Below are 25836 nucleotides of genomic sequence, written 5' to 3'. Positions count from 1 at the left end.
GACATGAGCGACAGCATCACGACCGAGCGCACGAGCGCGGACTCGGCACAATCGAACCGCAACGGTGCACACGATGCCCCGGCCGGAACACCGCCGAACGCGACGGCGCCTGGCGCCTCCGGCAAGCGCAAGCTGTGGCTCGCCCTGCTGGGCATTGGGGTCGTGGTCGCGGGTGCTGCGTACGGCGGGTACTACTTTACGTATGGGCAATATCACGAGTCGACCGACGACGCGTACGTCAACGGCAACCTCGTGCAGCTCACGCCGCAAGTGACCGGCACGGTCAACGCGGTCGACACGGACGACACGCAGATCGTGAAAGTGGGCGACCCGGTCGTCACGCTGGACCCGGCCGATTCGAGGATCGCACTCCTGAACGCCGAGGCGGCGCTCGGCCAGGCCGTGCGCCAGGTGAGCACGCTCTACGTGAACAACGACTACTACGCGGCCAACATCGCGCTGCGCGAGTCGGACCTGGCCCGCGCGCAGGACGATTTGAAGCGCCGTCTGGCGGTGGCCAACACCGGTGCGGTGTCGGCGGAAGACGTCTCGCACGCCCACGACGCCGTGGCCGCCGCTCAGGCATCGCTCGACGCTGCTCGCCAGCAGGCGCAATCGAACCATGCGTTGACCGACCGCACGTCGATCGAACAGCATCCGGACGTGCAAGCCGCCGCCACCAAGGTCCGCGACGCCTACCTCAACTACGCACGCAATACGCTGCCGGCGCCGGTGACGGGCTACGTCGCGCAGCGCTCGGTGCAAGTGGGCCAGCGCGTCGCGCCGGGCACGCCGCTGATGTCGATCGTGCCGCTCGACGGCGTGTGGGTCGATGCGAACTTCAAGGAAGTGCAACTGCACCGGATGCGTATCGGTCAGCCGGTCACGATGACGGCAGATGTCTACGGCTCGAGCGTCAAGTACCACGGACGGGTGATCGGCTTCTCGGCGGGCACGGGCAGCGCATTCGCGACGTTGCCGGCGCAGAACGCGACCGGCAACTGGATCAAGATCGTGCAGCGCTTGCCGGTGCGTATCGCGCTCGACCCGAAGGAGTTGGAGGCGCATCCGCTTCGCATTGGCTTGTCGATGGCGGTCGACGCCGACACGCGCGACGACTCCGGCACGCAGCTTGGCGCTGCTGTGAACACGACGTATCACACCGACGTGTTTGCGCAGTACGGCGAACAAGCCGATGCGGAGATCGCGAAGATCGTCGAGCAGAACGAGGTGGCGGTGCAGGCGAAGACGGCGATGTCGGCCGCGAGGAAGGTGAGGGGGATCATCCGCGATTGCGCAGCGAGCGCCGCGTGCCTTTGACCCGGGGCTTCGGCAATGCATCGTCAGGTTCGTCAAGATCCGGAAGTGCCAATTCTTCCATCAACGCCAGTGTGCGCAGGCAAAACTCATTGCCCGCAGCGCGTTCCGCATCCGAAAAGTGTGCAATCGTGGGGGCGATCGACGCAGAGCACGCGAGCATCCGCCTGTGCGAGAGCATGAACGGTCTGCTCGCCGATACCCTGGCCCGCGCCGAGCACCACAAAACCGCGGCCGTCGAGCCGTAACAAGGACAAGTAGTCCGGTACATCGTTATGGCTGTTGTGGGTCACGGGAGTCGCCTTCTCAGGCAGTCACTGTCTGGCGATGGCCTGGCAGCAGGTCTTGCCAGGCTGTACCGTCTTCGAGTTGTCGGTCGCAGGCGCTCACGCCCCGGAGGTCGAGGCCGAGCGCTGGCGGTTGCCGGTTCTCCATCACACGCTTGATCGCATCCAGCAGCACACGGCGCACGCGCACGACAGCCTGGTCGGCGGGCACCAGGTGCTCGCGCGATCGGTCGTAGAGCGGTCCCTGAGACAGCCCGATCGTTGCGTCCTCCACCTCGACGCCGCGCAATCCGGTCCAGTTTTCCTTCATCAGTTCGCGGTTCTGGCCGAACGTGTCCATCCAGCTAGCCGAGAACGTGCAATTCTTGCGGTCGTAGTACTTGGGGTCGTTCAAGCCGAGCAATTCGATAATCTTCTCTTCAGTCACCGGGGCGTCGCCGTGGACGACGATGTAGGTGCTTGTGTGCGTGTCGTCTTCCGGAACCTCGAGGACGGTGAACTGAAACGCCGGGGCAGGGATGATGCGACCGTACGGGACGATAAACGGCACCACGCGTGCGTTGCGCACTCTCGGGTCCGCAGTCTTGCGCAGAGCGACATAGTGGAATCCGAAGGCCGTATCTTCGATTTTCAGAGCCGGTTCCAGGTCATTGGATGCAAGCGCAGCGGGATTGACTACGTCAGGGTTGGGCGTGAATTCGTCATCTTTCCAGCCGGGGCGCGCCATGTTGGTGTGCAATACGCCGACATGAGAACTGTCCTCTCCGCCTTCGACCAGCTGCAGATAATTGCAGGCGACGTTGACGCGCAGCACGACGCGATTGTTCGGTGCGGAGTCCATAAAAGCGTAATGCGAAAACGCCGGAAGCAACTCGAGCGGGCCGACGTAGGCCCAGACGATGCCGCCTTCCTCGCGCGCTGGAAAAGCCGGTGCCTTCATCCGTGCCGCGTACTTCGGATCGGCGTGGTTCGGCGTTTCCATTACGGCACCGGAAACGCTGAACTTCCAGCCGTGATAGAGGCACCGGATGCCGCCTTCTTCGACCCTTCCAAGTGCGAGCGACGCACCGCGATGCATGCACAGCTCTTCCAGAAAGCCTACCTTGCCCTCGGTGTCGCGGAATACGACATAGTTCTCGCCGAGCAGACGGACGCGGAGGGGCGCGCAGTCCGGATGCGGCAACTGGGCCGAGGTGCACACTGGGTGCCAGTAACGTCGCATCAAGGCGCCCCCCGGCGTACCCGGGCCGACGCGGCAGAGAATCTCGTTGTCATTGTGGCTCAACATATAAAGCTCCTTTCTTGATTTTCGTTATTGGCTGCGCTCTGCACGGGCAGCATGGGACGAAACGATCCGATGGTGCGGAACCAGGGTCCGCCAGTCCTCGTCGAGACCGATCTCACCGGATACGCCAATGGCGCTGCCAGCGTCCGCTCGCAGCGCGGCTATCTCCTGCTGGTCGCGAGCCGCCCGGGCATACGTCAGCAAGCAGCGCTGAAGACGACTGATCGCGATGTCGGCCGTGGATAGCATCTCCTGCGATCGGTCGCGAATCGCGCCGCTCGACACGCTGCATGCGGCATCTTCCTGCGTGATGCTGTCAAAGCCGGTGAAATGACCGTTCCGCTGCTGTCCGCGGTCCTGACGGTAGCCATTGGCAACGGACATTGCCGCCGGAGAGTCGCAAGTGTCGGCCGTCATCCCGTACTTGCGCAGGGTCGGCTCATCCAGACCCACGAACGTGAGTTGCTCGGTGCGCAGCGGCTCTTCGCCAACGTGCTTTTCGGCATCCCACCACACGTGATACAGGTTGCAGCGCTCGTCGTTCACCGGCACGATCGCAAGCCAGACATCCCCGTTCGCGTTAGCGATGAAGCAGGGGGCGATGAACGACGTGACTCGAGCGATACGCTTGTCGCCGGTTTGGCGGATGGCTACATAGTGGAAGCCGAAGTCTGTCTCGTCGGCTTCGATCTTGGGGGCCGCGTCGAACTGCATGTGCGAAGTCTTCTTCGCGTAGTCGAGATTGGAGTCGTTAGTTTTGGCCAGTACGGAACTATGAAGGACGGTCAAATGCGATGAGTCGACAAGACCTTCGATCACCTGAACAAAATTGGCGTTGACAACTGCGCAGGCATTGATACGGTTCGAGTCCGGCTGGTCCATAAAGGCCCAATGCGGGAAGGGCGGCTCTTTACCTTTGGGGCCCAGATAACCCCAGACGATGCCACCCACCTCCCGAACGGGGTAGGTTCGACCCTTGATGCGCTCCTTGAATTTCGGATCCTCGACGTTTGGGGTCTCGAGGACAGTCCCATCCACCGCAAACTTCCAGCCGTGATAGATGCAGCGCAGCCCATCGCCCTCCGAGCGGGCCAATTGCATTGAAGCACCCCGGTGCAGGCACCCCTCCGCATAGATGCCGGGCCGCCCCAACTGGTCGCGCCACACGACAAACCGCTCACCGAGCAGGTCAATTGTCTGCGGTTCTCCATTCGCCTGCGGCATGTCCGACGACTGGATCACGGGCAGCCAGAAGCGGCGCATCGCATCGCCCATCGCCGTACCTGTTCCAGTACGGCACAACAATTCGTTATCTTGCCTGGTCAACATGTTGATCCCTCGCTACGATGTTTGGCAGTGGGTGACTGGCAGGCTCAAAGATCGAGCACCAGCCGGGAAGTTTTCGCGCGCGAGCAGCACGGCATGAAGCTGTCGTTGCTTGCCCGCTCTTCGTCCGTCAGATAAAGGTCTCGATGGTCGGGAACGCCGTCCAGCACCTTCGTCATGCAGGTGCCACAGACACCCTGTTCGCAGGACAGCGGCAGGTTGAACCCGGCGTCGAGCAAAGCGTGCGCGGCACTTTGATCCGCGTGAACCTCGATGATCCGGCCGCTGCTGCCGATCTCGATTTCAAACCGTTCGTCATCCGAAGAATCGATTGGCGATGCCGCGAAATATTCGCGGTGCAGGTGTCCCTCGTCCCAACCGAGTTCGCGCGCAGTCTGCAGGATGTGGTCCATGAAACCGGTGGGTCCACACACGTACAGATGCTTGTCGGGCGATGGCGAACCGATCGAGGAGCTGGCGTCGAGTTGCTGGCCGGGGGTGCCGTCGTCGACGTGCACGTGCACCTGCGACTCGTCGCCAAATTGCGCTTGTTGCAGGCGGTCGACGAAAGCCATGCGCGACAACGTGCGCCCGCAATAGTGCATCTCGAATGGGCGGCGCTCGCGCGCCAGTTGCTGCGCCATGCAGAGGATTGGCGTGATGCCGATACCGCCCGCGAACAGAATCGAACGGTCTTCCTGACCGCTGTGCAGGGCAAAGTGGTTGCGCGGGGCGCTGATCGTGAGCGTGTCTCCCACCTGCACGTCATCGAGAAGTTTCACCGAGCCGCCGCGGGACTGGGGGTCCCGCAGCACGCCGATCCGGTAGCACGGGTTTTCGCCCGGCAAGTCATACAAGGAGTACTGACGCATGGGACCCAGAGGCACGTGCAGGTCGATGTGCGAACCTGCTTCGAAGGCAGGCAGTCCACCATCCGACAACGGCGAGAGTTCGTAGCCGCCAATGTCGTCCGCCAGCCAGATCTTGCTGGCGACTTTGACTTGCAGCAAGGTATTCATTGGGATCGATTTATCTTCCATGGGGATGTAGGCATAAAGAGGGTAGCGTGTCACGCGTCGATGTGAAGTCGACGCCGGATGACGACTGGCGAGGCGCCCAACTGGCGCTGAACTAGCCAGCGCGCCAGACCTTGGTCCATCACGCGCACGTGTTCCGGAAACCAATCCATCAGTGCTCTGGCAAAAGAGCGGACAACCTCGGTTCGTCCATCAGCCAGCATGGCGCGTACATCGTCGAGCGACTGGAGCACGGCCGCATGCTCTTCGATATGGCAGCCCGCTGAACCGTAGGCTGTCTCGCGCATCGAGGCGTCTTCCTCGCCAAAATGGCGGTGCGTATGGTCGGCAAACGCTTCGAGTGCGTGCTCAAGATGGTCGTCTTCCGTACTCAGCAGCGCGTGTACACATGCGACAAACTCACGGTGAGTCTCGTCCATCGCCTGATGGCCAAGTGCATAGTCGTCGTGCCAGACGAAGCCGGGGTGTGCACGATCCTTCGCCCCGGCATGTCTCGTTGCCTCGGCCATTGACGTCCCCACTGCTGGGTTCAGCGATGGCGCGATACCGCGGCCGTGAATTGTCTGTTGGTCTTCCAAATCTTTCATTTGTCAACGCACTCCTGCTCAGCTGGCCACGCCTATAAATTATGTCTTCCACGGAAGATACTAAATCGCGTGACGGATGTCGAGATAGGGCAAACGCCGATCCGCGTAAAAATCGCGGTAAGAGCGCCGGATTATTGCCGGTGAGGCTTGCCGTATATAGCAATCGTGAACCTCGTAAGTGTCTGGTACGGGTAACTCCCCACAGTAAATGGTTTGACATGGAAGATGAATAAAAATTATCTTCCACGGAAGCACGCAACCAAAAGGGAGACAGATGATGGGTTCGCAGTCGAGTCGGCAGGGGTGTGGTTTTGCATGGCGTCGGATGCTTGGGTGGGGGCTTTCGTTTCTTGCGGTATGTGCGCCGGGAGTATCCCAGGCACAGAGCTCTGTCACCCTGTATGGGATTATCGATACAGGCATTGAGTACGTGACAAACGTCGGTCCTCACAAGTCGAGCGTGGTGCGTGAGCCGTCGCTCACGGGATCGATCCCCTCAAGGTGGGGTCTGCGTGGCAAGGAGGATCTGGGTGGTGGTCTTAGCGCGATTTTTGTATTGGAGTCGGGCTTTGCCCCGTCAACCGGCGCGCTGAATCAAGGTGGCCGTTTATTCGGCCGGCAGGCTTATGTCGGGCTTTCAGGGCGATGGGGGACGTTATCCCTGGGCCGGCAATACTCTCAGATCTATTGGGCCTTGCCGGGAGACACGATGGGGCCGAATGTCTATGCCGCCGGCGATCTGGACCCGTACCTGGCTCAACCGCGACTCGACAACGCTGTCGCCTACTCCTTCACGTCATCGGGGCTGACCGTGGGTGCAACGTATTCGTTGGGGCGTGACGGGGTGGATCCTGCGGAGGCCGGAGGATGCGCCGGGCAGTCGCCGACGGACTGGCGGGCCTGCAAGTCAATCTCTGCCATGGTGAAATATGAAGCGGCGACATGGGGCGTAGCGACGGCCTTCGACCGCAACTATGGTGGTGGCGGCGTCGGCTCGCCCCTGCCGCTTAGCTCGCAAACGGATACACGTGCCGTTATCGACGGCTACGTGAAGTTTGGTACCGCGACTATCGGTGCGGGATTTCTCCACCGAATCAATCACGGGGAGCAGACGCCGACCCTTTTTGATGCGGTCAGCAACTACTGGTGGCTTGGCGGGACCTATTTCGTCCTTCCACAAATCGCCCTTGACGCCCAGTTCGGACATATATCGGTGAACGGCGGGAGTTCCGCGGGCGCATCCCTGTTCGCAGCGCGCGCGACGTACTTATTGTCCAAGCGCACTGCCGTGTACGTCACCGCGGGGCGTGTGTTCAACCAGCGCAACGCAGCGTTCACGATTGACGGCGGCGTGATCCCACCGGCTTCCTCGCCATTGCCCGGGGTGAATCAAACGGGTGCGATGGTGGGTATTCGCCACCAGTTCTAAATGGTCAGCGACGCTGGACCTCTAATCAGATAAGCCCTTTTCCTAATTACCGGCGCCGCGACGCAGGGGATCGTCGCGCGCTCGCCGTACTACGTTCAAGGACGGTTCGGATAAAGTCGTGATATGGCATCTGCACGACGAACTCGTCATCGTCACGACCCAAACCGGTGCGCGTAGATGAACAAACCGGTCAGACACAGCTTCGGTAGTCAGAGGATAACGGGTTATGCCGTAGACGGTGCAATGCCCATGAGCCGGGAGGAAGAACGCGCGGGAGGCTGTCAGTCCAGCCCGCCCTGGCAGAGATACTTGATCGACATGTAATCGTCGAGCCCGTACTTCGAGCCTTCGCGGCCATAGCACGATTCCTTCACGCCGCCGAACGGTGCGGCCTCGCTCGACACTGCGCCTTCGTTGATACCGATCACGCCCGCTTCGAGCTGGCCCGCAACGCGATCGATGCGCCGTACGTCCTACGTGTAGAAATAGGCGGCGAGGCCGAACGGCGTGTCGTTCGCGAGGTGGATCGCTTCGGCTTCCTCATCGAAACGGAACAGCGGCGCGACCGGGCCAAAGGTTTCTTCGCAGCAGACGAGCATGCCGGCCTGTGCATCGGTCAACACGGTCGGCGCATAGTAGTTCGGGCCGAGTTCGGTCAGGCGCTTGCCGCCTGTCAGCACCTTGGCCCCCTGTTTGACGGCGTCTTCGATATGGCGGGCAATCTTGTTGATGGCGCGCGCGTTGATCATGGGACCGATCTGTGCGTCCGGGTCGGTGGCGGGCGCAACTTTCAGTGCGGCAACGCGTTTCGCGAGGAGATCGGCGAAACGCGCGTAGACCCCGGACTGCACATAGACGTGGTTCGGGCATACGCAGGTCTGGCCGCCGTTGCGGAACTTGGCGGCCATCAGACCGGTGACCGCGGCGTCGAGATCGGCGTCGTCGAATACGATGAAGGGCGCATTGCCGCCCAATTCCAGTGACAGCTTCTTCAGCGTTCCAGCCGATTCGCGGGCGAGATGCTTGCCGACCGGCGTCGAACCCGTGAAGGTGATCTTGCGCACGCGCGCGTCGGCGAGCCAGTCGGCGACCGCCGCAATGTCCTGTTCACGCGAAGCCGACAGCATGTTCAGCACGCCGTCCGGCAAGCCCGCCTGCTGGGCGAGCGCTGCCAGCGCGAGCGCGGTGAGCGGCGTGTCTTCGGCGGGCTTGGCTACGACCGTGCATCCAGCCGCAAGCGCCGGCGCGATCTTGCGCGCAATCATCGCCAGCGGGAAATTCCACGGCGTGATCGCCGCGACCACGCCGACGGGTTCCTTCACCGAGCTCATGCGTTTGCCGCGTTGTTGCTGCGGGATCAGATCGCCGTAGATGCGTGTCGCTTCGTCGGCGAACCAGGCGACGTACGACGTACCGTAGGCAACTTCGCCACGGCTTTCCGCGAGCGGCTTGCCTTGTTCCGTCGACATCAGCTTGGCGAGGTCTTCGGTATGGGTAACGATCAGCGCGTGCCAGCGGCGCAGAATCTCCGCGCGCTCGCGCGGCAGCTTATCGCGCCACGCGGGGAAAGCGCGCGGTGTCGGCGGCGTCGATCCACTTGCCGTCGATGAGATTCTGCGGGCGAATCAGGTCGTTGCGAGTCAAGGCGAGAAACATCGGGTTGCTCCTTCAGATTGCCGTCGACGAAATCGGCAATCGAGGCTTTCACGGCGCGCGGAGCGTTTTTTTCGGGCCTCGACAGCATTTTCTGCTGAATGTGGCGTGACGCCGCCGTGCCGGGATGGGTGGCGGTCGCGCAGCGAAATATCCGCACGGACAGCAAGCACTACGGCTTGGGTGCCTGCGGTTTGTGCTGTTCAGCACAGTCCGACGTAAACGCCATGCTCGCCTGATCGGGCGTCATATGCGGCGCGCCGGGCCGGTAAATCTTATCGATGATGCCGAAGACCGCTTGCCGGTCGGACTCATCCTTGTAGTACTTTGCCGCTTGATCAAGCGCTTGCGCTTTCGTCTTTTTGTGCGCACGCCACGATGCCACCTGGGCGGCAATATCGCCAATCGCAAAACACCGATCGCTGACTGTCTGTGCAACGGCGTCAACCGCCGGCTGCGCGAGGCACACTGCGAGCACTGCCGATACAAATACACGTTTCATTTTCAAATCCTGTCTTTGTGTGCACCTTCAACAAGGTGCACACGATTCTCCCACGGAGGAATACCTTCATCCATTCGCAGCAGCCGCCCCGCATTCGCGATCACAATGAATGTGCCCAGGTTGTGCAAAAGCGCAACCCAGACGGCGCTGAGCACGCCGGTCGCGGCAAGCGCGATCACCGCGACAGTCCACGCCAACCCGATCGCGGCGTTGACTGCCGCCGTGTGCAGGCAGCGACGCCCGAGGCGGACACACGTCGGGATACGACGCAAGTCGTCGCCGAGCAGTACGACATCGGCCGACGCCACGGCAATGTCGATGCCTCGCTCGCCCATCGCAATGCTAGTGGGGCCGGCCTTGATGGCGAGCACATCGTTCAGGCCGTCGCCCACGACTAACGGATGATAGCCGGCCGCCATTTCCCGCACGACATAATCGAGCTTGTCGTGCGGCAGCGCCTGCGCGACGACCACGGCAATGCCGGTGTCCGCTGCCAGTTTTCGCGCCACCGGCTCGCGGTCGCCGGTCAACAGTGTCTGGCGCGTCAGCCCGAGCTCCCGCAACTCCGCCAGCGCATCCTTTGCTTCCGCCCGCAATGCATCGGCAAACCCGAACCACGCGAGCAACCGCCCATTCAATGCAAGACCAACGCAAGGCCCTTCAATCTCCCGGCGCGGGTCCGGCAAAGCCTGCACGTAGTCCGCTAGCAAGCCGTAGCGGCCCAGCACCGCGACACCGTCCGGCGTCTCGGCGAGGACGCCCAACCCGCGTAGTTCGCGTGCGTGTTCGAACGGCTCCCGTTCGAATCCGGCCGGTGCGGCTTCAGTCGCGTAACGCAGCAGCGCGCGGCTCACCGGATGCGCACTGCTGCCGCCCAGCCGCGCCGCGAGTTCGAGAACCTGCGCCGCGTCGGCGCCGGGTTCCAGCATCACGTCTTCGACACGCATTTCGCCGTAGGTCAACGTGCCGGTCTTGTCGATCACCAGCGAATCGATCTGCGCAAACTTGTCTAGAAAAGCGGCGCTTCTGAACAGAATGCCGTGGCGCGCGCCGACAGCGATGCCGGCAATGGCCGTCGACGGTGCGGCGAGCACCAGCGCGCACGGACACGCCGCGACAATCACGGCCAGCATTGCCGATGCATTCGCCGAGACGAACCACACCAGCGCCGCAATCAGCAGGACGAGGCACAAATAACCGCCCATGTAGCGCTCGAGTATCTGTGTAATCGGCGGCTTCGCCTGCTCGGCACGCTGCATCAACTCGATGATCTTGCCGAGCGTCGACTGCTTGCCCGCGTGAGTGACTTCGATACGCAGCGGACCGTCGAGATTCATCGCGCCGCCGAACACGGTCGACCCCGGCTCGACATCGAGCGGCACCGACTCGCCGGTAATCGGCCCATTGTCGACACTGGAGTCGCCATGCTGAACGATACCGTCGGCGGGAATCCGCGCACCGGCTACGACTTCGATGGGGTCGCCCGCCCGTACCGCGTCGTACGGCACTTCTTCGATCGAGCCGTCCGCCTTCACACGCCGAACTTTGCCCGAGGTCAGCCTGCCGAGCGCCCGGATCGCCTCCTGCGATCCGAGCACGCTGCGCTCTTCGAGTGCATGCCCGAACGTCATGACGATCGGCAACAACGCGGCGGTCGCCATGTCTCCCACCGCCCACGCCGCCAGCATGGCGAGTGCGATCAGCCGGTCAGTCACGCCGTGCAGACTCGGCGACTTAAGGCTGTGCCACGCGCCGGCGAACACAGGTCCGGCGACGGCCAGCGAAGCGAGGCCGGCCAGGACCTGCGCAAGCGCTTCGTCCGCTGGAGCGAAGTAGTGCCATGCCGTCGACAGAATCAACAGGCCGCCGGCCAGCAAGGCAAGCGCGACTTGCTGCGTGACGCCCCGTTGCTCGGAGGCCGACAAAACAATCGCACGCCCCTGAGCGATGCGGTTCGCTTCGTCCGCGTGCGAGGCGTGGCCACCTGTATGCGCTGTGTGCTTGACGCCGGTGCTCATCGCGCATTTCCCGGCAAGATCAGATTCGATGTGTCGTGCGGTCCGACGGTCGTCACGTTGCCCGCTTTCGAGAGGACCGACTGAACGCGGTCCCGATACACGCGCGCGAGAAGCCCGGGATCGCTATTGGTGCGAAGCGGCACTTCCAGTTGCTGGATAGTCATGGTTTTGGCCTGCGCGGTGGCGACACGCTCAACGGCGTTCGCCTGTGCGTTCTGCACGATCCGGTCGGCGTCCTGTTGCGCATCCTGGCGTATTTTTTCAGCGGACGTGCGCGCCTCGGCCATGCTGCGCTCGGCCACCTGCAACGAGGTCAGCACCGAATTGAACGCGCTCACGGCGGCAGCGGGAAACGCGACCTCGACGTCGACACGCGCGACTTCCACGCCGAGTCCCGCGTGCTGCGCGTCGAGCTGGCGCAAGTGGCGCTCGATTTCCTGCGCGAGATCGCCCCGCAGACGCTCACGCTTTACGGCGACCTGCTGATCCGCCGACAACAACTCGGGACGTGCGACGAGGATGGCATCCAGGTCACGCTGGGCGACGACATCGACCGCCGATGCGGACACGATTCGCTCCAGCGCCGCAGCCAGCTGATCTTTTTGCAGGACATAGGCATACGGATTCACCACCCGGTAATACAGCGTGGCGCGCAGTTGCAACACGCCGTTGTCGCCAGTGAGCACATAGCCGGAGCCGGCTAGCGCATCGGGCAACTGCACACCGGCCGGCGGATTGTCCGGGCCGGCCACGTTGTCTTGCGCGAGCGGTGGGCCAGGTGGCGTATCCTGCGGCCCGATCACGGCGCCGGTGTCGGACTGTCCTTGAACCAATGGCGGTGCTTCCGGTAATTTCATATCCGCAGCGCGCGCCCGCGGATCACGTTCGAGCGACTGGATGCGTTGCTCCAGGACCCGCGCACTGCCGGGCACCAGCAACGTCGACTCGAAGGGACGTGGCCACGCAATCAGCAGGCCCGCTTCCTGGGTGCGCACGAACTTTCCGAACCGCAACACGACCGCCCGGCTATCAGGCGGAATGCGCCGGATGTTCGATCCGGCCCATGCACAAGCGGCGAGCACGACCAGGGCGGCGACAAACCAGAACGAGAGTCGTACCGCCTGGGCTCCCGGGCCGAGCGGCGGCAAGCCGGCTTCCGACCTCATCGCGCGGACCTGGATTTTTTCGACGCGGGCGCCGAGCCGGCGCCGGGCTGCGGCAATGGCTCGGACCGCAGTTCGGTGGGGCCCTGCACTAGGGCCTGGAACGGCGCGGCATCGGTGCGCAGAATCAGATTCGTATTGGCGCTAACCACCGAGTCGAGCGTGTCGAGCGAGCGCAGCATCGTGTAGAGCCGCGGATTGCCCGCGTAAGTTTTGCCATAGATCGCGGCAGCGTCCTTGCGGGACTGCGCCTCGATCTCCGCCGCTTTCACATTCGCATCGGCGACGGCAAGCCGGGCATCGCGGTCCGCATCCGAGCGAATCTGCGCGGCCTCGCGGTTGCCGTCGGCCGTGCGCTGCGCGGCCACCGTCTCGCGCTCGGCGCTCATCCGGCTGACGGTGGCCGCGAGCGTCACGGCCGGCAGCGTCAGGCGCTCCAGTCCAACCTGCACGACATGCACGCCGTAAGCCGAATACAGTTGCGCGTCGATCTGACTGCGCAACGCGTCTTCAAAGGCAGAGATGCGCACCTTGGACGGATCCGTGTTGACCAGCGACGCAAGGTCGAATCCTGCCGACGTGGTTTGCAGCGACGAGCCGAGCAGCGAGCGGATTTGCTGCGCGGCTTCGTCCGGCTGGTTGCCCACGGCCCGAACGAAACGGCGCACGTCGTTCGGGTCCGCCGCGACGCGCCATGCGACATACGCCTGCACGATGATCCGCAAGCCGTCACGCGTGCCCACGTCCTGCAAGCCGCTCGACGTCGTATGCAAGCGCAGGTCGACCGGCACCACCGCTTCGATCGGCGCCGGCAGATGCCACGCGAGGCCAGGTTCGAGCAACACGCGCACGGGCTGACCGAAGCGCGTAATCACCGAGGCTTCGCCTGCACGCACGGAGATGAAGCTCGCCACCGCGATCGCAACGATCACGCAAAGCAACGCAAGCAGAACCCGTATGTAGAACGGACCGCCGCCCGCAGCCAGCGCATCGTCACCGCCGTGGCGATGCGGACCGTGACCGTGATCGTGACCGTCTGCATGCGAATGGAACAAACTCATATCGTCACCTTAAAAACAGCTTCGCCGACATTGGGCGTGCGTATCCGTACGGCGCGCGCACGGTGCAGCCAGGGGGTCAATTGCCGTGAGGAATGCCGGCGAGATCGCCCGCGGTGAACGAGCGCAGATCGATGGTTGCCCGGCGGTCGGCTGTCAGCCGGTCGTCGATCACCGTGATGCGCGCATTCTGCAATCCCTGCTGCAACTTGCTCAAGTAGTACTCGAAGGGGAACGCCGGTCCGCCGAGCCGGTAGGCCACCGTGTCGGCTTCGAAATTGATTTGCTGCACGCGCGCCGCCGCCATCGTGTCAGCCGCCCGGGCGCTCGCCTGGGCGACGCCCGCCAGTGCCTGTTGCTGCGCATTGCCGAGCAAGCCGGCCGCGAAGCCGTGTGCCTCGGCAACGCTCGCCTGAGCGCGAATCTGCGCCGCCTGCACGTCGTGATAGGCCGCGGCCGCCCCCGACGGCGGATGCACGCTCTCGATCACCACTGCCACGACTTCGATGCCGCTCGCGAGCTGGTCGAGTTGCCGCTGAACAGCACGGCGCACGCTCTCGGCCATGGCGGTTTGACTCGTCTCGAGCAACGCCTGCAACGTGTGCGACGCGAGGTAATGCACCACCTCGCGATTGGCGATCGACCGGACGGTGCTCTCCGGGTCGACCGACCGGTACAGTGCCGCACGCGCCGCCGTATCGCTCAAGCCCTCGCGGTAATCGAGCCGCACGTCGGCGTTGACGATCTGAAAGCTCTGCTGCTCGCCGGTTGCACCCGCGATCACCTGGCTTGTCTCCCAGGGATGCTGGACGTCCCAGAGACGATTCAGCTGTTCGGGCGTCGGGCCGTCGGCGGGAGTGGAGGGCGCTGCGACGCTGCTGTCGTCGGCGCCACCTGACACGATGAGCTGATGCACGGCGCCGTTGTCGACAAGGCGCGCCTTGCCGAAAGGCCAGGGCATACCGAAGTGAAGGCCCGGCGGCCATACCGCTACCGGTGCGCCGAACCGTTCGTATACCGCGCGCTGGGATGGGCCTAGCACCACGACCGATGTCAGCAACCACGCACACGCCACCATCGCCACGACGGTGACCGGCAACAGTCGCACAAAACTGCGCAACACCCAGTTCTGACGCAGATCGATACCGTAGCGGTCATGCAATTCAGCGCCGATCGACGAGAGCGGTGAGCGGCGATAACGCAACAGACCCGCAATGATGCTCGACGGAACATGAGCCGCGTTTGCACCGGCGCTCGGTGCGAAGAACCACAGAAGCGTGGCGCGGATCATCATTTCGACGGCAATCGCAGCATTGAATACCGCCGCAACATGCACCAACAGATCGAGCGCTGTGTGCAGGTAGACGAACCACGCCGCTGACAACGCCGCAGCGAGCGCACACATCACCAGGACGCGCAGCATGCCGGCGAGCGATGCCGATAGCGAGGCATGGGATTGCTCCGCATCCTGTGCATAGAACCGTTCGGCGACGAGCGTGAGGAAGGCCAGCGTCAGCGCCGCAGCGCCGCTAACGATCACAAGATTCGATGAGACCATCGCGTGAACGAGCGTGGCGGGCGAAAGGGGCTGCAACGCTGTCGCGGCGATCGCCACGGAAAGACAGCCGCACATGGCCACGCCCCACGGCTGCCAGCGAAAAGCCCGGAGTGCGAGACTCAAGGACGGCGCCTCGGCATCGTGCCGGACAAGCTGCTTCACGAAACTTACGCCCCGCTTCCAGCCTGATTCCTGTGCCGGATCAGGTGCCGTGCGTGCCATCGACGGCTGCCATATCGTGACAACCAGCACGTTCAGGCACGCGCTTGCCAGAACCGTGCTCCAGCGCAGATCGATGGGCAGGGTTTTAAACAGGCTCAGGGTGCCGAGCAGACCCGCGAGTCCCAGGGCGGCCCATCCAGCCAGCGAGGTTTCGCCACGTCCAGACGGTCGCTCGCCCAAGTTGATTTCTTCGCCGGCAGGCCGTTCTGACATCAGTATTCCTTACGCACGCGTTACAAATCGGGTGACGTGCAGCCTCCCCGTGGGCATTCGCGATGATCCGCGAGCCGCAATTTAACGCGCCAGCTTAGGATACTCAAGGTTAGTCTGCGAGAGAATCAACGGGCACAAGCAATGCGAAGCGGGACTGTCCTTGTCGCAGCGCGAGTCAGTCAGTCAGTCGTGACCGGCCTCTCCCGAACGCCGTGCGCGCCGTTCCGGATGGAACGCGGCGAGCTGGCGTTGCGAGCAGAGACACGGTAAAGCCCAACTCAATGCCCAAACGACTCCGCTTTCGCGCCAGCCTCTGCCATCACATGCGGACGTGCCGCCTGCTTGAGCAGCAAGGCCACGCACGAAATCAGACCCGCCACCGCGACCATCGCGAAGATGCCGCCAAACGTGAAGTGGCGGCGCGTCAATTCAGCCACGAGGAACGAGCCCGCGATCCCGCCGAAGCGGCCGATCCCCAGCATCCACGCCACGCCCGTACCGCGACCTTGAGTCGGGTAAAACGCGGCGGCAAGCGCCGGCATCGACGACTGTGCGGTATTCATCAGCACGCCGGCGACGAACACGATGAACACCAGCGCGCCGACATTGCCGACCGCCTGGCCGATGAAGTACACGCTCACCGCGGTCAGCGCATAGCAGGCGGCAATGATGCGGTTCGCGTTGAAGCGGTCCATCAGCACGCCGCACAGCACGGCGCCTACGCCGCCGAGCGGGAATAGCGCGGAAATCAGCGTCGCGCGTTGCGGCGTGAGTCCGGCGTCCTTCAGCAGAATCGGCATCCAGTTGATCGACGCGTAGAAGATCACGAGGCCCATGAAGTAGGCAACCCACAGCATCACCGAGCCGATGATGTACGAACGCGAGAGCACCACGCTCATGCCCTTGCCGCCGGTTTGCGGCGCGGTTTCGGTCATGACGAAACTGCCGGCGTTTGCGGCGTCGCTCGAAATGCGCGTCAGCGCTGCGCGAATCCGTTCGACCGGCTTACTGTTGGCCACCATGTAGCGGACCGATTCCGGCATCTTCAGCACCAGCGCGATCAGCAGCACCAGCGGCGTGATACCGCCGAGCAGCAGCACGCTGCGCCAGCCGAAGTGCGGAATCATCCACGCAGCGAGAAAGCCGCCGAAGGCCGCACCCAGCGGAAAGCCGCAGAACATCAGATTGATCAAGGTCGCGCGGCGGCGATCGGGGCAGTACTCGCCCATCATCGTCACGGCGTTCGGCATGGCCGCGCCGAGGCCGACGCCGGTGATGAAGCGCAGGATCGTCAGGTGTTCGATGCTGTTGGAAAAGGCCGAAGCAAAGCAGGCCACGCCGAACAGCAGCACCGAGCCGAGCAGCATCGAACGCCGCCCGAGCCGGTCGGACAGCGGCCCCGAGACGAGCGCGCCGCAGGCGAGGCCGAACAGCGCCGCGCTGAGCACCGGCGCGAGCGCCGGCCGGGCGATGCCCCATTCGGAGATCAGCGACGGTGCAATGAACCCGATCGCGGCTGTGTCAAAACCGTCCAGCAGGACGATGACGAAGCACATGAAAAAGATGAGCCACTGGAACGGCGAGAAAGGATGGTCGTTGATAAACGTTTGAACGTTCACAGCGGTGCTGCGGTTCATGAGGGTCTCCTGACTGCAGAATACGGAAAGGCTTGCCGTTACGGCTCGCCGTGACGGCTTGCCGCAGCGAGCCTTTCTTTTTTACGATCGTACGCCGTTTAGAAGCGGTGCACGATGCCTGCGCCGGCAGCGAACTGGCTGCGCAACGGTGACGGCGTGCTCTGCAAGCCGTCGCCGACGGTTGCGGTGGCCGCGATGATATGCCCCGCAGCCGCAGCCGCAGCCGCAGCCGCAGCCGCAGCCGCCGTGCCGAGCGTGTTGCCGTTGGTGCGCCGGAACGCCTGCGGCGCATAGGGGCCGGCGCGCTTCGGCAGTGCATAGTACTCGGACAGGTTGACCTGCCCTGACTTGCGCGAGGAGAAGGACGGCCCGGACGTTGATGATTTCCGTCTGATTTGTTCGCATAAAGAACATGGATTCTCTCTGAGAACAGGCCGAACTCTAAGTAGTTTGACAACGAGGAGCAACGCGGGATTACCCGACTCTGTTGCAGATGCGCGTCGAATCGGGCAGAGCGCATTGGCTTCGAAAGACTTTCATCTTCACGTTAGTTTTTGAATGCGCATGGGCCGATCATCGGCTACTTGCGTTCATGCCCGTGTTTGCGCTGGCGTTCGTCACGGTTCGTTCGATAGGCTAGCAGCAGGAAGCGCGCGGCCGTGTCGCGCGCCGGAGCGAATGCTGTGAAACAGGGCGGCGTGGCTCAGGCTACTGCGTCGCGCTCAGCTTCCGCCATAACGTCGTCTTGCTGATGCCGAGAGCCTGGCAAACCGCATCGCGGTCGCCGTCGCAGGCGGCGAGGGCGGCGCGGATTTCGTCTGCTTCCACATGACGGCTGCGCTCGCGTAACGTGAGCGCAGCTTTCTTCGTGCGCGCCTGGGGCTGCTCGAAGATTTCAGGTGCGACGGTGCGCAGTACCTCGCGCGTAAAGACGGTTTCTGTGGCGCCGTTTGAGTTCGTGTCCATGTCCGCGTCTGCCAGTTCAACCGCAATCCGTTCGATTACGTTCTGCAATTCACGCACGTTGCCCGGCCACGTGTAACGCTTGAGCGGCTCACCAAGACTGTTAAGCACGCGTGCTGCGGCATCCGCATCGTGTAGCCGTGCCGCCAGCCTGGGCTCGCGCGACGCCGCCTGCAGCAGCAGTTCGACCGCGAGCGGCAGCAGATCGGCGGGCCGCTCGCGCAGCGGCGGCAGGGCGATGCTCAGGATGTTGAGCCGGTAATACAGGTCCGCGCGGAAACCACCCGCCTCGATGCCCTCGGTCAACGCACGATGCGTTGCTGCGACGACCCGGATATCCACTCGCGTCGGCTCGGTCGAACCGAGCCGCACGACCTCGCGCTCCTGCAGCACGCGCAATAGCCGGCTTTGCAACGACAACGGCATCTCGGCGATTTCGTCGAGAAACAGCGTGCCGCGGTGCGCCACTTCGATCAGCCCCGCCTTGCCGCCTTTGCGCGCGCCGGTGAACGCGCCTTCCTCATAACCGAACAACTCGCTCTCGAGCAATGCCTCAGGAAACGCGCCGCAATTGATGGCGACGAAGGCGAAGTCACGCCGCGCGCTCAGCTGATGCATGCTCTGCGCGACCATCTCCTTGCCGGTGCCGCTTTCGCCGAGAATCAGCACGGTGGCGTCCGATTTGGCGTACCGCTGCACGAGCGTGCGGACCCGTTCGATCGAATCGGATACGCCGACGATATCGCCAAGCTGGTAACGCGCGCTGAACTGCTGAACGCGCTGCCGTGAGCGCAAAGTGCGGTCGAGCCGTTCGACCGCGCGCGATTCCTGAAACGTGAGCACGGTGCCTGCCGCCGAACTGCTGCTCGCCAGCGGGCCGCGATGCACGACATAGCTCGCGCCACGTACTGTGCAGAACGTGTCGCCGTCCGCGTCGGGCAAGCTGCCTGCGAGATCCGGTGCGAGGTCAAGCAGCGCGCGGCCCACTGCCTGTGCCGCATCGATGCCGAGCACGCTGGCAAGCCGCTGGTTCATCGCTTCGACGCGCCCTTGCGCATCGAGCGCGACGACGCCGTCGCGCAGATGCTGCAGCAGATTGTCGAGCCGTTGACGGCGAACCGTTTCGCGGCGGGTGGCCTGCGCGACTTCGAGTGCGGTATCGAACGCGGCACGCACCGATGCGCGTGAATACAGAAACACCGCGCCCATGCCGGCGTTCGCCGCGAGATCGGTGACGAGCCCCGGGCCGACCACGACGTCGATACCCCGATCGCGCAGATCGAGAACGACGCTCTCCGCGTCTTGCGCCGACTGATACGAAGCGAACGTCACGTCGATGCCGTACGCGGTGGCGAAGCGGCGCACCTCGTCTGGCGTATCGCCGTGCGTGACGAGCGCGACCTTCGCGCCGTCGCGCCGCGCTCGCGCGAGCGCGTGCATGACGTCGAAACCGGTTGGGTTGATCAGCACGACCGGTACGCCGACGCGCGTTTTCAGATACGCGCCGTTGGAGCCGCCGGCAATCACGACATCCGGACGCCCGGCCCCGACCTCGTCGATCTCGTGCACGGCGTCTTCGAAGCCATGCGAAACGATGCGCAGATCGGCGCGTTCGACGTACTCGCCGGCGATATCGAAGAACAGATCGCGCAGCCGGCTGATACTGACGGCCCAGATGCGGGGGCGCTGCGCGGGGTCGAAGGGTGGCGTGCTCATGGCGGGGGCTCGTTCTCTGGAGGGAGAGGCGGGAAGGATGAGAAGTTCGCCTATTATGCACCTGTCGATTTCGAATTTGAAATTCGATATTTCACTTATGAAATAGGATGGCGATGCAGCGAGGAGACGATTTTTTGTTAAATCAGGCACTTAGCTGCTCGCGTTCCGCCTGGCCCAATCTTTGCGTTGTTAGGCTCCGTTTGCACCGGTCACCGCCTTGAAACCCTGGAAGACAAGCTCGGCGCGCTGATTGCCGCACGAACGCAACCCCCGCAGTTGGAGACGAAATTATGAGTGAAGCCGATAACAGCACGCCGACCGCAGGCGCCTTCAAACCGAAGAAATCCGTGGCGCTGTCCGGCGTGACGGCTGGCAATACCGCGCTTTGCACGGTCGGCAAGACCGGCAACGATCTGCACTACCGCGGCTACGACATTCTCGACATCGCCGGTGCATGCGAATTCGAAGAGATCGCGTATCTGCTGGTCCACGAAAAGCTGCCGACGCAAGCCGAACTGACCGCCTACAAGACCAGGCTCAAGGCGCTGCGCGGTCTGCCCGCGAACGTCAAAGCCGCGCTGGAATGGATTCCGGCCGCCGCGCACCCGATGGATGTGATGCGCACCGGCGTGTCGGTGCTCGGCACCGTGCTGCCGGAGAAAGACGATCACAACCTGCCGGGCGCACGCGACATCGCCGACAAGCTGATGGCCTCGCTCGGGTCGATGCTGCTGTACTGGTACCACTACTCGCACAACGGCAAGCGCATCGAAGTCGAAACCGACGACGATTCGATCGGCGGCCACTTCCTGCACCTGCTGCACGGCGTGGAACCGTCGAAAGAATGGGTCGACGCGATGCATGTGTCGCTGAACCTGTATGCCGAGCATGAATTCAACGCCTCGACGTTCACCGGCCGCGTGATCGCGGGCACGGGCTCGGACATCTACTCGGCGATCACCGGCGCAATCGGGGCGCTGCGCGGCCCGAAGCACGGCGGCGCCAACGAAGTTGCGTTCGAGATCCAGTCGCGCTACCAGACGCCTGACGAAGCCGAAGCCGATATCCGCAAGCGTGTTGAAAACAAGGAAGTGGTGATCGGTTTCGGTCACCCGGTGTACACGATTTCCGATCCGCGCAACAAGGTCATCAAGGAAGTCGCGAAGAAGCTCTCGAAGGAAGCGGGCAACCTGAAGCTGTTCAACATCGCCGAACGACTTGAAACAGTGATGGCAGATGTGAAAAAGATGTTCCCGAATCTCGACTGGTTCAGCGCGGTCTCGTATCACATGATGGGCGTGCCGACGGCGATGTTCACGCCGCTGTTCGTGATCGCCCGTACGGCTGGCTGGAGCGCGCACATTATCGAGCAGCGGATCGACAACAAGATCATCCGTCCGAGCGCGAATTACACCGGTCCCGACGATCTGCCGTTCGTGCCGCTCGCCAAGCGCGTCTAAGGGTGTAAGCACCAAGCCGCAAGCGTTTCTCCTCCATTGCGTCTCATGAGCGCGACGTAATGAAGTTTTGGTCTTGGCTCGCAGGAACCCCGAGCCAAGGCTATTTTTTGCAGCGCATGTTGCGGTGCGCGTTGTGTTTCGTTGATGCGGCGCATCAACGAAACACACTGCGAGCCGGCGCGCCACGGCAAGCTAAACTACACAATTGTCCGATTGACACGCCAGGGGAGCGCCGCTTGAAAGAGGGGCAGCGGATTCTGAAGCACGGCTGCCGCCATCGTCCCCGGATCATTATTGTTTTGTCCCCTACGCCATGAATACTGCCAACCGCAAACGCCTTCCCGGTACCCAGCTGGATTTCTTCGACACGCGTGCCGCGGTCGATGCGATCGAGCCCGGCGCCTATGACAAGCTGCCGTACACCTCGCGCGTGCTGGCCGAAAACCTCGTGCGCCGCTGCGATCCGGTAACGTTGACGGCGTCGCTCAAGCAGATCGTCGAACGCAAGCGCGAGCTGGATTTTCCGTGGTTCCCGGCGCGCGTGGTGTGCCATGACATTCTCGGCCAGACCGCTCTGGTCGACCTCGCCGGCCTGCGCGATGCGATCGCCGCGCAAGGCGGCGATCCCGCGATGGTCAACCCGGTCGTGCCGACGCAGCTCGTGGTGGATCACTCGCTCGCCGTCGAGTGCGGCGGTTTCGATCCGGATGCGTTCGCGAAGAACCGCGCCATTGAAGATCGCCGCAATGAAGACCGCTTCGACTTCATCAACTGGACCAAGCGCGCGTTCAAGAACGTCGACGTGATTCCGCCGGGTAACGGCATCCTGCATCAGATCAACCTGGAGCGCATGAGCCCGGTGGTACAGGTGAAAGACGGCGTGGCCTTCCCCGATACGCTGGTCGGCACCGATTCGCATACGCCGATGGTGGACGCGCTCGGCGTGATCGCGATCGGCGTGGGTGGTCTCGAAGCGGAGAGCGTGATGCTGGGCCGCGCGTCATATATGCGCCTGCCGGATATCGTCGGCGTGGAGCTCACGGGCAAGCCGGCTGAGGGCATTACCGCGACCGACGTCGTGCTCTCGCTGACCGAATTTTTGCGCCGGGAAAAAGTGGTCGGCGCGTACCTCGAGTTCTACGGCACGGGCACGGCCAACCTGACGCTCGGCGATCGCGCGACGATCGCCAACATGGCGCCCGAATTCGGCGCGACGGCGGCGATGTTCTACATCGACGAGCAGACCATCAAGTACCTCAAGCTCACCGGCCGCGACGATGAACTCGTCAAGCTGGTCGAGACCTATGCGAAGGAAACCGGCCTGTGGGGCGATACGCTGAAGCACGCCGAGTATGAGCGCGTGCTGAAGTTCGATCTGTCTACCGTGGTGCGCACGCTGGCGGGGCCGTCGAACCCGCATCGCCGTTTGCCGGTGTCCGAGTTGGCCGCGCGCGGTATCAGCGGCAAGGTGGAGAACGAGCCGGGCCTGATGCCGGACGGCGCGGTGATCATCGCTGCGATCACGAGCTGCACGAACACCAACAATCCGCGCAATATGATCGCCGCCGGTTTGCTGGCGCGTAACGCCAATCAGCGCGGACTGACCCGCAAGCCGTGGGCGAAGACTTCGCTCGCGCCGGGGTCGAAGGCGGTCACGCTGTATCTGGAAGAGGCGGGCCTGTTGCCGGAATTGGAGCAATTGGGCTTTGGCGTGGTCGCGTATGCATGCACGTCGTGCAACGGCATGTCGGGTGCGTTGGATCCGGTGATCCAGAAGGAAATCGTCGATCGCGATCTGTACGCGACGGCTGTGCTGTCTGGCAATCGTAACTTCGACGGCCGTATTCATCCGTATGCGAAGCAGGCCTTTTTGGCGTCGCCGCCGCTGGTGGTAGCCTACGCGATTGCAGGCACGATCCGCTTCGATATCGAGAAGGATGTGCTTGGCGTCGACGCTGACGGCAATGCGATCAAGCTCAAAGACATCTGGCCGTCGGATGAAGAGATCGACGCGATCGTCGCGTCGAGCGTGAAGCCGGAACAATTCCGCAAGGTGTATGAGCCGATGTTCGCCGTCTCTGTCGATACGGGTGAGAAGGCCGATCCGCTGTATGACTGGCGTCCGATGAGCACTTATATTCGCCGTCCGCCCTATTGGGAAGGCGCGCTTGCCGGCGAGCGCACGCTGAAGGGCATGCGTCCGCTGGCTGTGCTGGGCGACAACATCACGACCGACCACCTGTCGCCGTCGAATGCGATTCTGGCGGACAGTGCGTCGGGTGAGTACCTTGCCAAGATGGGCTTGCCGGAAGAGGACTTCAATTCGTATGCAACGCACCGTGGCGATCACCTGACCGCGCAGCGCGCGACCTTCGCGAATCCGACGCTGAAGAACGAGATGGTGCTGGAAGACGGCAAGGTGAAGGCCGGTTCGTTGGCCCGCATCGAACCCGAGGGCAAGGTGACACGCATGTGGGAAGCGATCGAAACCTACATGGAGCGCAAGCAGCCGCTGATCGTGATTGCCGGGGCCGACTACGGTCAGGGTTCGTCGCGCGACTGGGCAGCGAAGGGCGTGCGTCTTGCCGGCGCGGAAGCGATTGTTGCCGAAGGGTTCGAGCGGATTCACCGCACGAATCTGGTGGGCATGGGCGTGTTGCCGCTGGAATTCAAGCCTGGCGTGAATCGTCTTACGCTGGCGATCGACGGCACTGAGACCTTCGATGTGATCGGCGAACGCAAACCGCGCGCCGACCTCACGCTCGTGATTCATCGCAAGAGCGGTGAGCGCGTGGAGGTGCCGGTGACGTGCCGCCTGGATACGGCGGAAGAGGTGTCGATCTATGAAGCCGGCGGTGTGTTGCAACGCTTCGCGCAGGACTTTCTTGAATCGACGAAGGCGGCGGCTTAAGGCTTTTGAGCTTCTCTCATCAGGACACTACTTTTATGGCCCACAAACCTCAGATCAAGATTCCGGCGACGTACATGCGCGGCGGCACCAGCAAAGGCGTGTTCTTTCGGCTGCAGGATTTGCCGGAGGCGGCCCAGGTGCCGGGCGCCGCGCGCGACGCGCTGCTGATGCGTGTGATCGGCAGCCCGGACCCGTATGGCAAGCAGATTGACGGCATGGGCGGCGCGACTTCCAGCACGAGCAAGACGGTCATCATCGCGAAGAGCAGCAAGCCTGACCATGACGTGGACTATCTTTTCGGGCAGGTTGCTATCGATACGGCTTTCGTCGATTGGAGCGGCAATTGCGGGAATCTTTCTGCTGCGGTGGGGCCGTTTGCGATCAGCGCAGGTCTCGTCGATGCGAGCCGGATTCCGCAGAACGGTGTGGCTGTCGTGCGTATCTGGCAGGCGAATATCGGTAAGACGATCATCGGCCATGTGCCTATTACCGATGGCGCTGTGCAGGAAACCGGCGACTTTGAACTCGATGGCGTGACGTTTCCGGCTGCTGAGGTTCAGCTTGAGTTTCTGGACCCCGCTGCCGAAGAGGAGGGCGCGGGCGGCGCGATGTTCCCGACGGGCAATCTGGTCGACGATCTCGAGGTGCCGGGTGTCGGCACACTGAAGGCGACAATGATCAATGCCGGTATCCCGACCATTTTCGTGGATGCTGAATCGATCGGTTATAAGGGTACCGAACTACAGGGTGCCATCAATAGCGACGACAAGGCGCTCGCGATGTTCGAAACCATTCGCGCGCATGGTGCGGTGCGTATGGGGCTGATCAAGAACATTGATGAGATCGCGACGCGGCAGCATACGCCGAAGGTTGCTTTTGTCGCCAAGCCTGCCGACTACGTGGCTTCCAGCGGCAAGCGTGTTGCCGCGAGTGACGTCGATCTGCTGGTGCGGGCAATGTCGATGGGTAAGCTGCATCACGCGATGATGGGGACGGCGGCTGTTGCGATTGGTACGGCAGCGGCGATTTCAGGGACGTTGGTGAATCTTGCCGCGGGAGGTGGGGCGCGCGATGCGGTGCGGTTTGGACATCCGTCGGGGACGCTGCGAGTGGGGGCCGAAGCTCGAGAGGAAGGCGGCGAGTGGATGGTCACCAAAGCCATTATGAGCCGGAGTGCGCGGGTGTTGATGGAGGGGTGGGTGAGGGTGCCGGGGGAATGAGTTAACGGTTGCCGGCCCGGCATAGTTTGACCCCAGGCGAGCATTGGCGCATCCAATGGCTTCGAACAATCGCGCTACGGCAAAGCGCGACGTGTGCTGGATTTCTTGGGGCCATAGGCTCCACTCAGTGAGGTTTGACTATCTCACACGACAGTTTAAAAGCGATGCAGTTGGCAAGAGAGGCCAAAGCCGCAAGTTACATGGCGACGAACGACCGAAACTGGCCGCAATGAGGCCGGCGATGACCGGCTCAGGATGATCCACAGCGGTCAAT

The 25836-nt window shown here is 63.0% G+C and carries 17 protein-coding genes and 1 pseudogene; 5 read left to right on the top strand and 13 right to left on the bottom strand.

Features of this window, described 5'->3' with window-relative positions; translation table 11 throughout:
• Nucleotides 1-3: 3 nt before the first annotated feature.
• Nucleotides 4-1320: an HlyD family efflux transporter periplasmic adaptor subunit gene (locus AYM40_RS33020; RefSeq protein ID WP_063500168.1), complete on the top strand. Its 1317-nt coding sequence runs from the start codon at nucleotides 4-6 to the stop codon at nucleotides 1318-1320.
• Nucleotides 1321-1623: 303 nt separating this feature from the next.
• On the opposite strand, the gene AYM40_RS33010 is transcribed toward AYM40_RS33020, so the two are convergent.
• The 4 genes from AYM40_RS33010 to AYM40_RS32995 form a co-directional block, all read right to left on the bottom strand.
• Nucleotides 1624-2892, bottom strand: a complete 1269-nt coding sequence (locus AYM40_RS33010; RefSeq protein WP_063500166.1) for a Rieske 2Fe-2S domain-containing protein — start codon at nucleotides 2890-2892, stop codon at nucleotides 1624-1626.
• A 24-nt stretch (nucleotides 2893-2916) separates the two neighbouring features.
• Entirely contained in the window at nucleotides 2917-4164 is a 1248-nt protein-coding gene (locus AYM40_RS33005) for a Rieske 2Fe-2S domain-containing protein (protein ID WP_236721021.1), read from the bottom strand.
• Between the two features lie 98 nt (nucleotides 4165-4262).
• On the bottom strand, nucleotides 4263-5234 hold the full coding sequence (locus AYM40_RS33000; protein ID WP_063500164.1) for a PDR/VanB family oxidoreductase: 972 nt from the start codon (nucleotides 5232-5234) through the stop codon (nucleotides 4263-4265).
• 50 nt (nucleotides 5235-5284) lie between these two features.
• Nucleotides 5285-5839 carry a bacteriohemerythrin gene (locus AYM40_RS32995; protein WP_236721020.1) on the bottom strand — a complete coding sequence of 185 codons (555 nt, stop codon included), beginning with the start codon at nucleotides 5837-5839 and terminating at the stop codon, nucleotides 5285-5287.
• Between the two features lie 274 nt (nucleotides 5840-6113).
• Here AYM40_RS32995 and AYM40_RS32990 point away from each other — a divergent pair, with 274 nt between their 5' ends.
• Entirely contained in the window at nucleotides 6114-7268 is a 1155-nt protein-coding gene (locus AYM40_RS32990; RefSeq protein WP_420488495.1) for a porin, read from the top strand.
• Between the two features lie 281 nt (nucleotides 7269-7549).
• On the opposite strand, the pseudogene AYM40_RS32985 reads toward AYM40_RS32990, so the two are convergent.
• From AYM40_RS32985 to prpR, 9 genes and pseudogenes are all read right to left on the bottom strand, one after another.
• Nucleotides 7550-8924 (bottom strand): annotated as a pseudogene (locus AYM40_RS32985) (NAD-dependent succinate-semialdehyde dehydrogenase).
• Nucleotides 8925-9093: 169 nt separating this feature from the next.
• Entirely contained in the window at nucleotides 9094-9423 is a 330-nt protein-coding gene (locus AYM40_RS32980) for a hypothetical protein (RefSeq protein WP_063500162.1), read from the bottom strand.
• Nucleotides 9424-9425: 2 nt separating this feature from the next.
• Nucleotides 9426-11441, bottom strand: a complete 2016-nt coding sequence (locus AYM40_RS32975; protein ID WP_063500161.1) for a heavy metal translocating P-type ATPase — start codon at nucleotides 11439-11441, stop codon at nucleotides 9426-9428.
• Nucleotides 11438-12607: an SPFH domain-containing protein gene (locus tag AYM40_RS32970; protein ID WP_063500160.1), complete on the bottom strand. Its 1170-nt coding sequence runs from the start codon at nucleotides 12605-12607 to the stop codon at nucleotides 11438-11440. The genes AYM40_RS32975 and AYM40_RS32970 overlap by 4 nt, the downstream gene beginning before the upstream one ends.
• Complete coding sequence (gene hflC / locus AYM40_RS32965; RefSeq protein ID WP_063500159.1) at nucleotides 12604-13665, bottom strand: protease modulator HflC; 1062 nt, start codon at nucleotides 13663-13665, stop codon at nucleotides 12604-12606. Before hflC ends, AYM40_RS32970 begins: the two co-directional genes overlap by 4 nt.
• A 76-nt stretch (nucleotides 13666-13741) precedes the next feature.
• Nucleotides 13742-15655, bottom strand: coding sequence for a protease modulator HflK (locus tag AYM40_RS32960; protein WP_063500158.1), 1914 nt, complete (start codon nucleotides 15653-15655; stop codon nucleotides 13742-13744).
• A gap of 278 nt (nucleotides 15656-15933) precedes the next feature.
• Nucleotides 15934-17292, bottom strand: coding sequence for an MFS transporter (locus AYM40_RS32955; protein ID WP_063500157.1), 1359 nt, complete (start codon nucleotides 17290-17292; stop codon nucleotides 15934-15936).
• 98 nt (nucleotides 17293-17390) lie between these two features.
• Complete coding sequence (locus AYM40_RS40940) at nucleotides 17391-17759, bottom strand: hypothetical protein (RefSeq protein WP_181448447.1); 369 nt, start codon at nucleotides 17757-17759, stop codon at nucleotides 17391-17393.
• Between the two features lie 241 nt (nucleotides 17760-18000).
• A complete protein-coding gene (gene prpR / locus AYM40_RS32945; protein WP_063500155.1) occupies nucleotides 18001-19971 on the bottom strand; it encodes a propionate catabolism operon regulatory protein PrpR in 1971 nt (656 codons plus the stop codon).
• 290 nt (nucleotides 19972-20261) lie between these two features.
• Between prpR and prpC the strand changes: the two genes are divergently transcribed.
• From prpC to prpF, 3 genes are all read left to right on the top strand, one after another.
• Nucleotides 20262-21431, top strand: coding sequence for a bifunctional 2-methylcitrate synthase/citrate synthase (gene prpC / locus AYM40_RS32940; protein ID WP_063500154.1), 1170 nt, complete (start codon nucleotides 20262-20264; stop codon nucleotides 21429-21431).
• A gap of 313 nt (nucleotides 21432-21744) precedes the next feature.
• Nucleotides 21745-24342 (top strand): Fe/S-dependent 2-methylisocitrate dehydratase AcnD, encoded by a 2598-nt coding sequence (acnD, locus tag AYM40_RS32935; RefSeq protein WP_063500153.1) that lies wholly within the window; start codon nucleotides 21745-21747, stop codon nucleotides 24340-24342.
• Nucleotides 24343-24377: 35 nt separating this feature from the next.
• On the top strand, nucleotides 24378-25562 hold the full coding sequence (prpF, locus tag AYM40_RS32930) for a 2-methylaconitate cis-trans isomerase PrpF (RefSeq protein ID WP_063500152.1): 1185 nt from the start codon (nucleotides 24378-24380) through the stop codon (nucleotides 25560-25562).
• Nucleotides 25563-25836: the final 274 nt, after the last annotated feature.

Origin of the sequence: Paraburkholderia phytofirmans OLGA172, assembly GCF_001634365.1 — a bacterium.
Classification (GTDB): domain Bacteria; phylum Pseudomonadota; class Gammaproteobacteria; order Burkholderiales; family Burkholderiaceae; genus Paraburkholderia.
The sequence above is the reverse complement of the archived record's forward strand: the minus strand, read 5'-3'. Positions and strand labels throughout refer to the sequence as shown.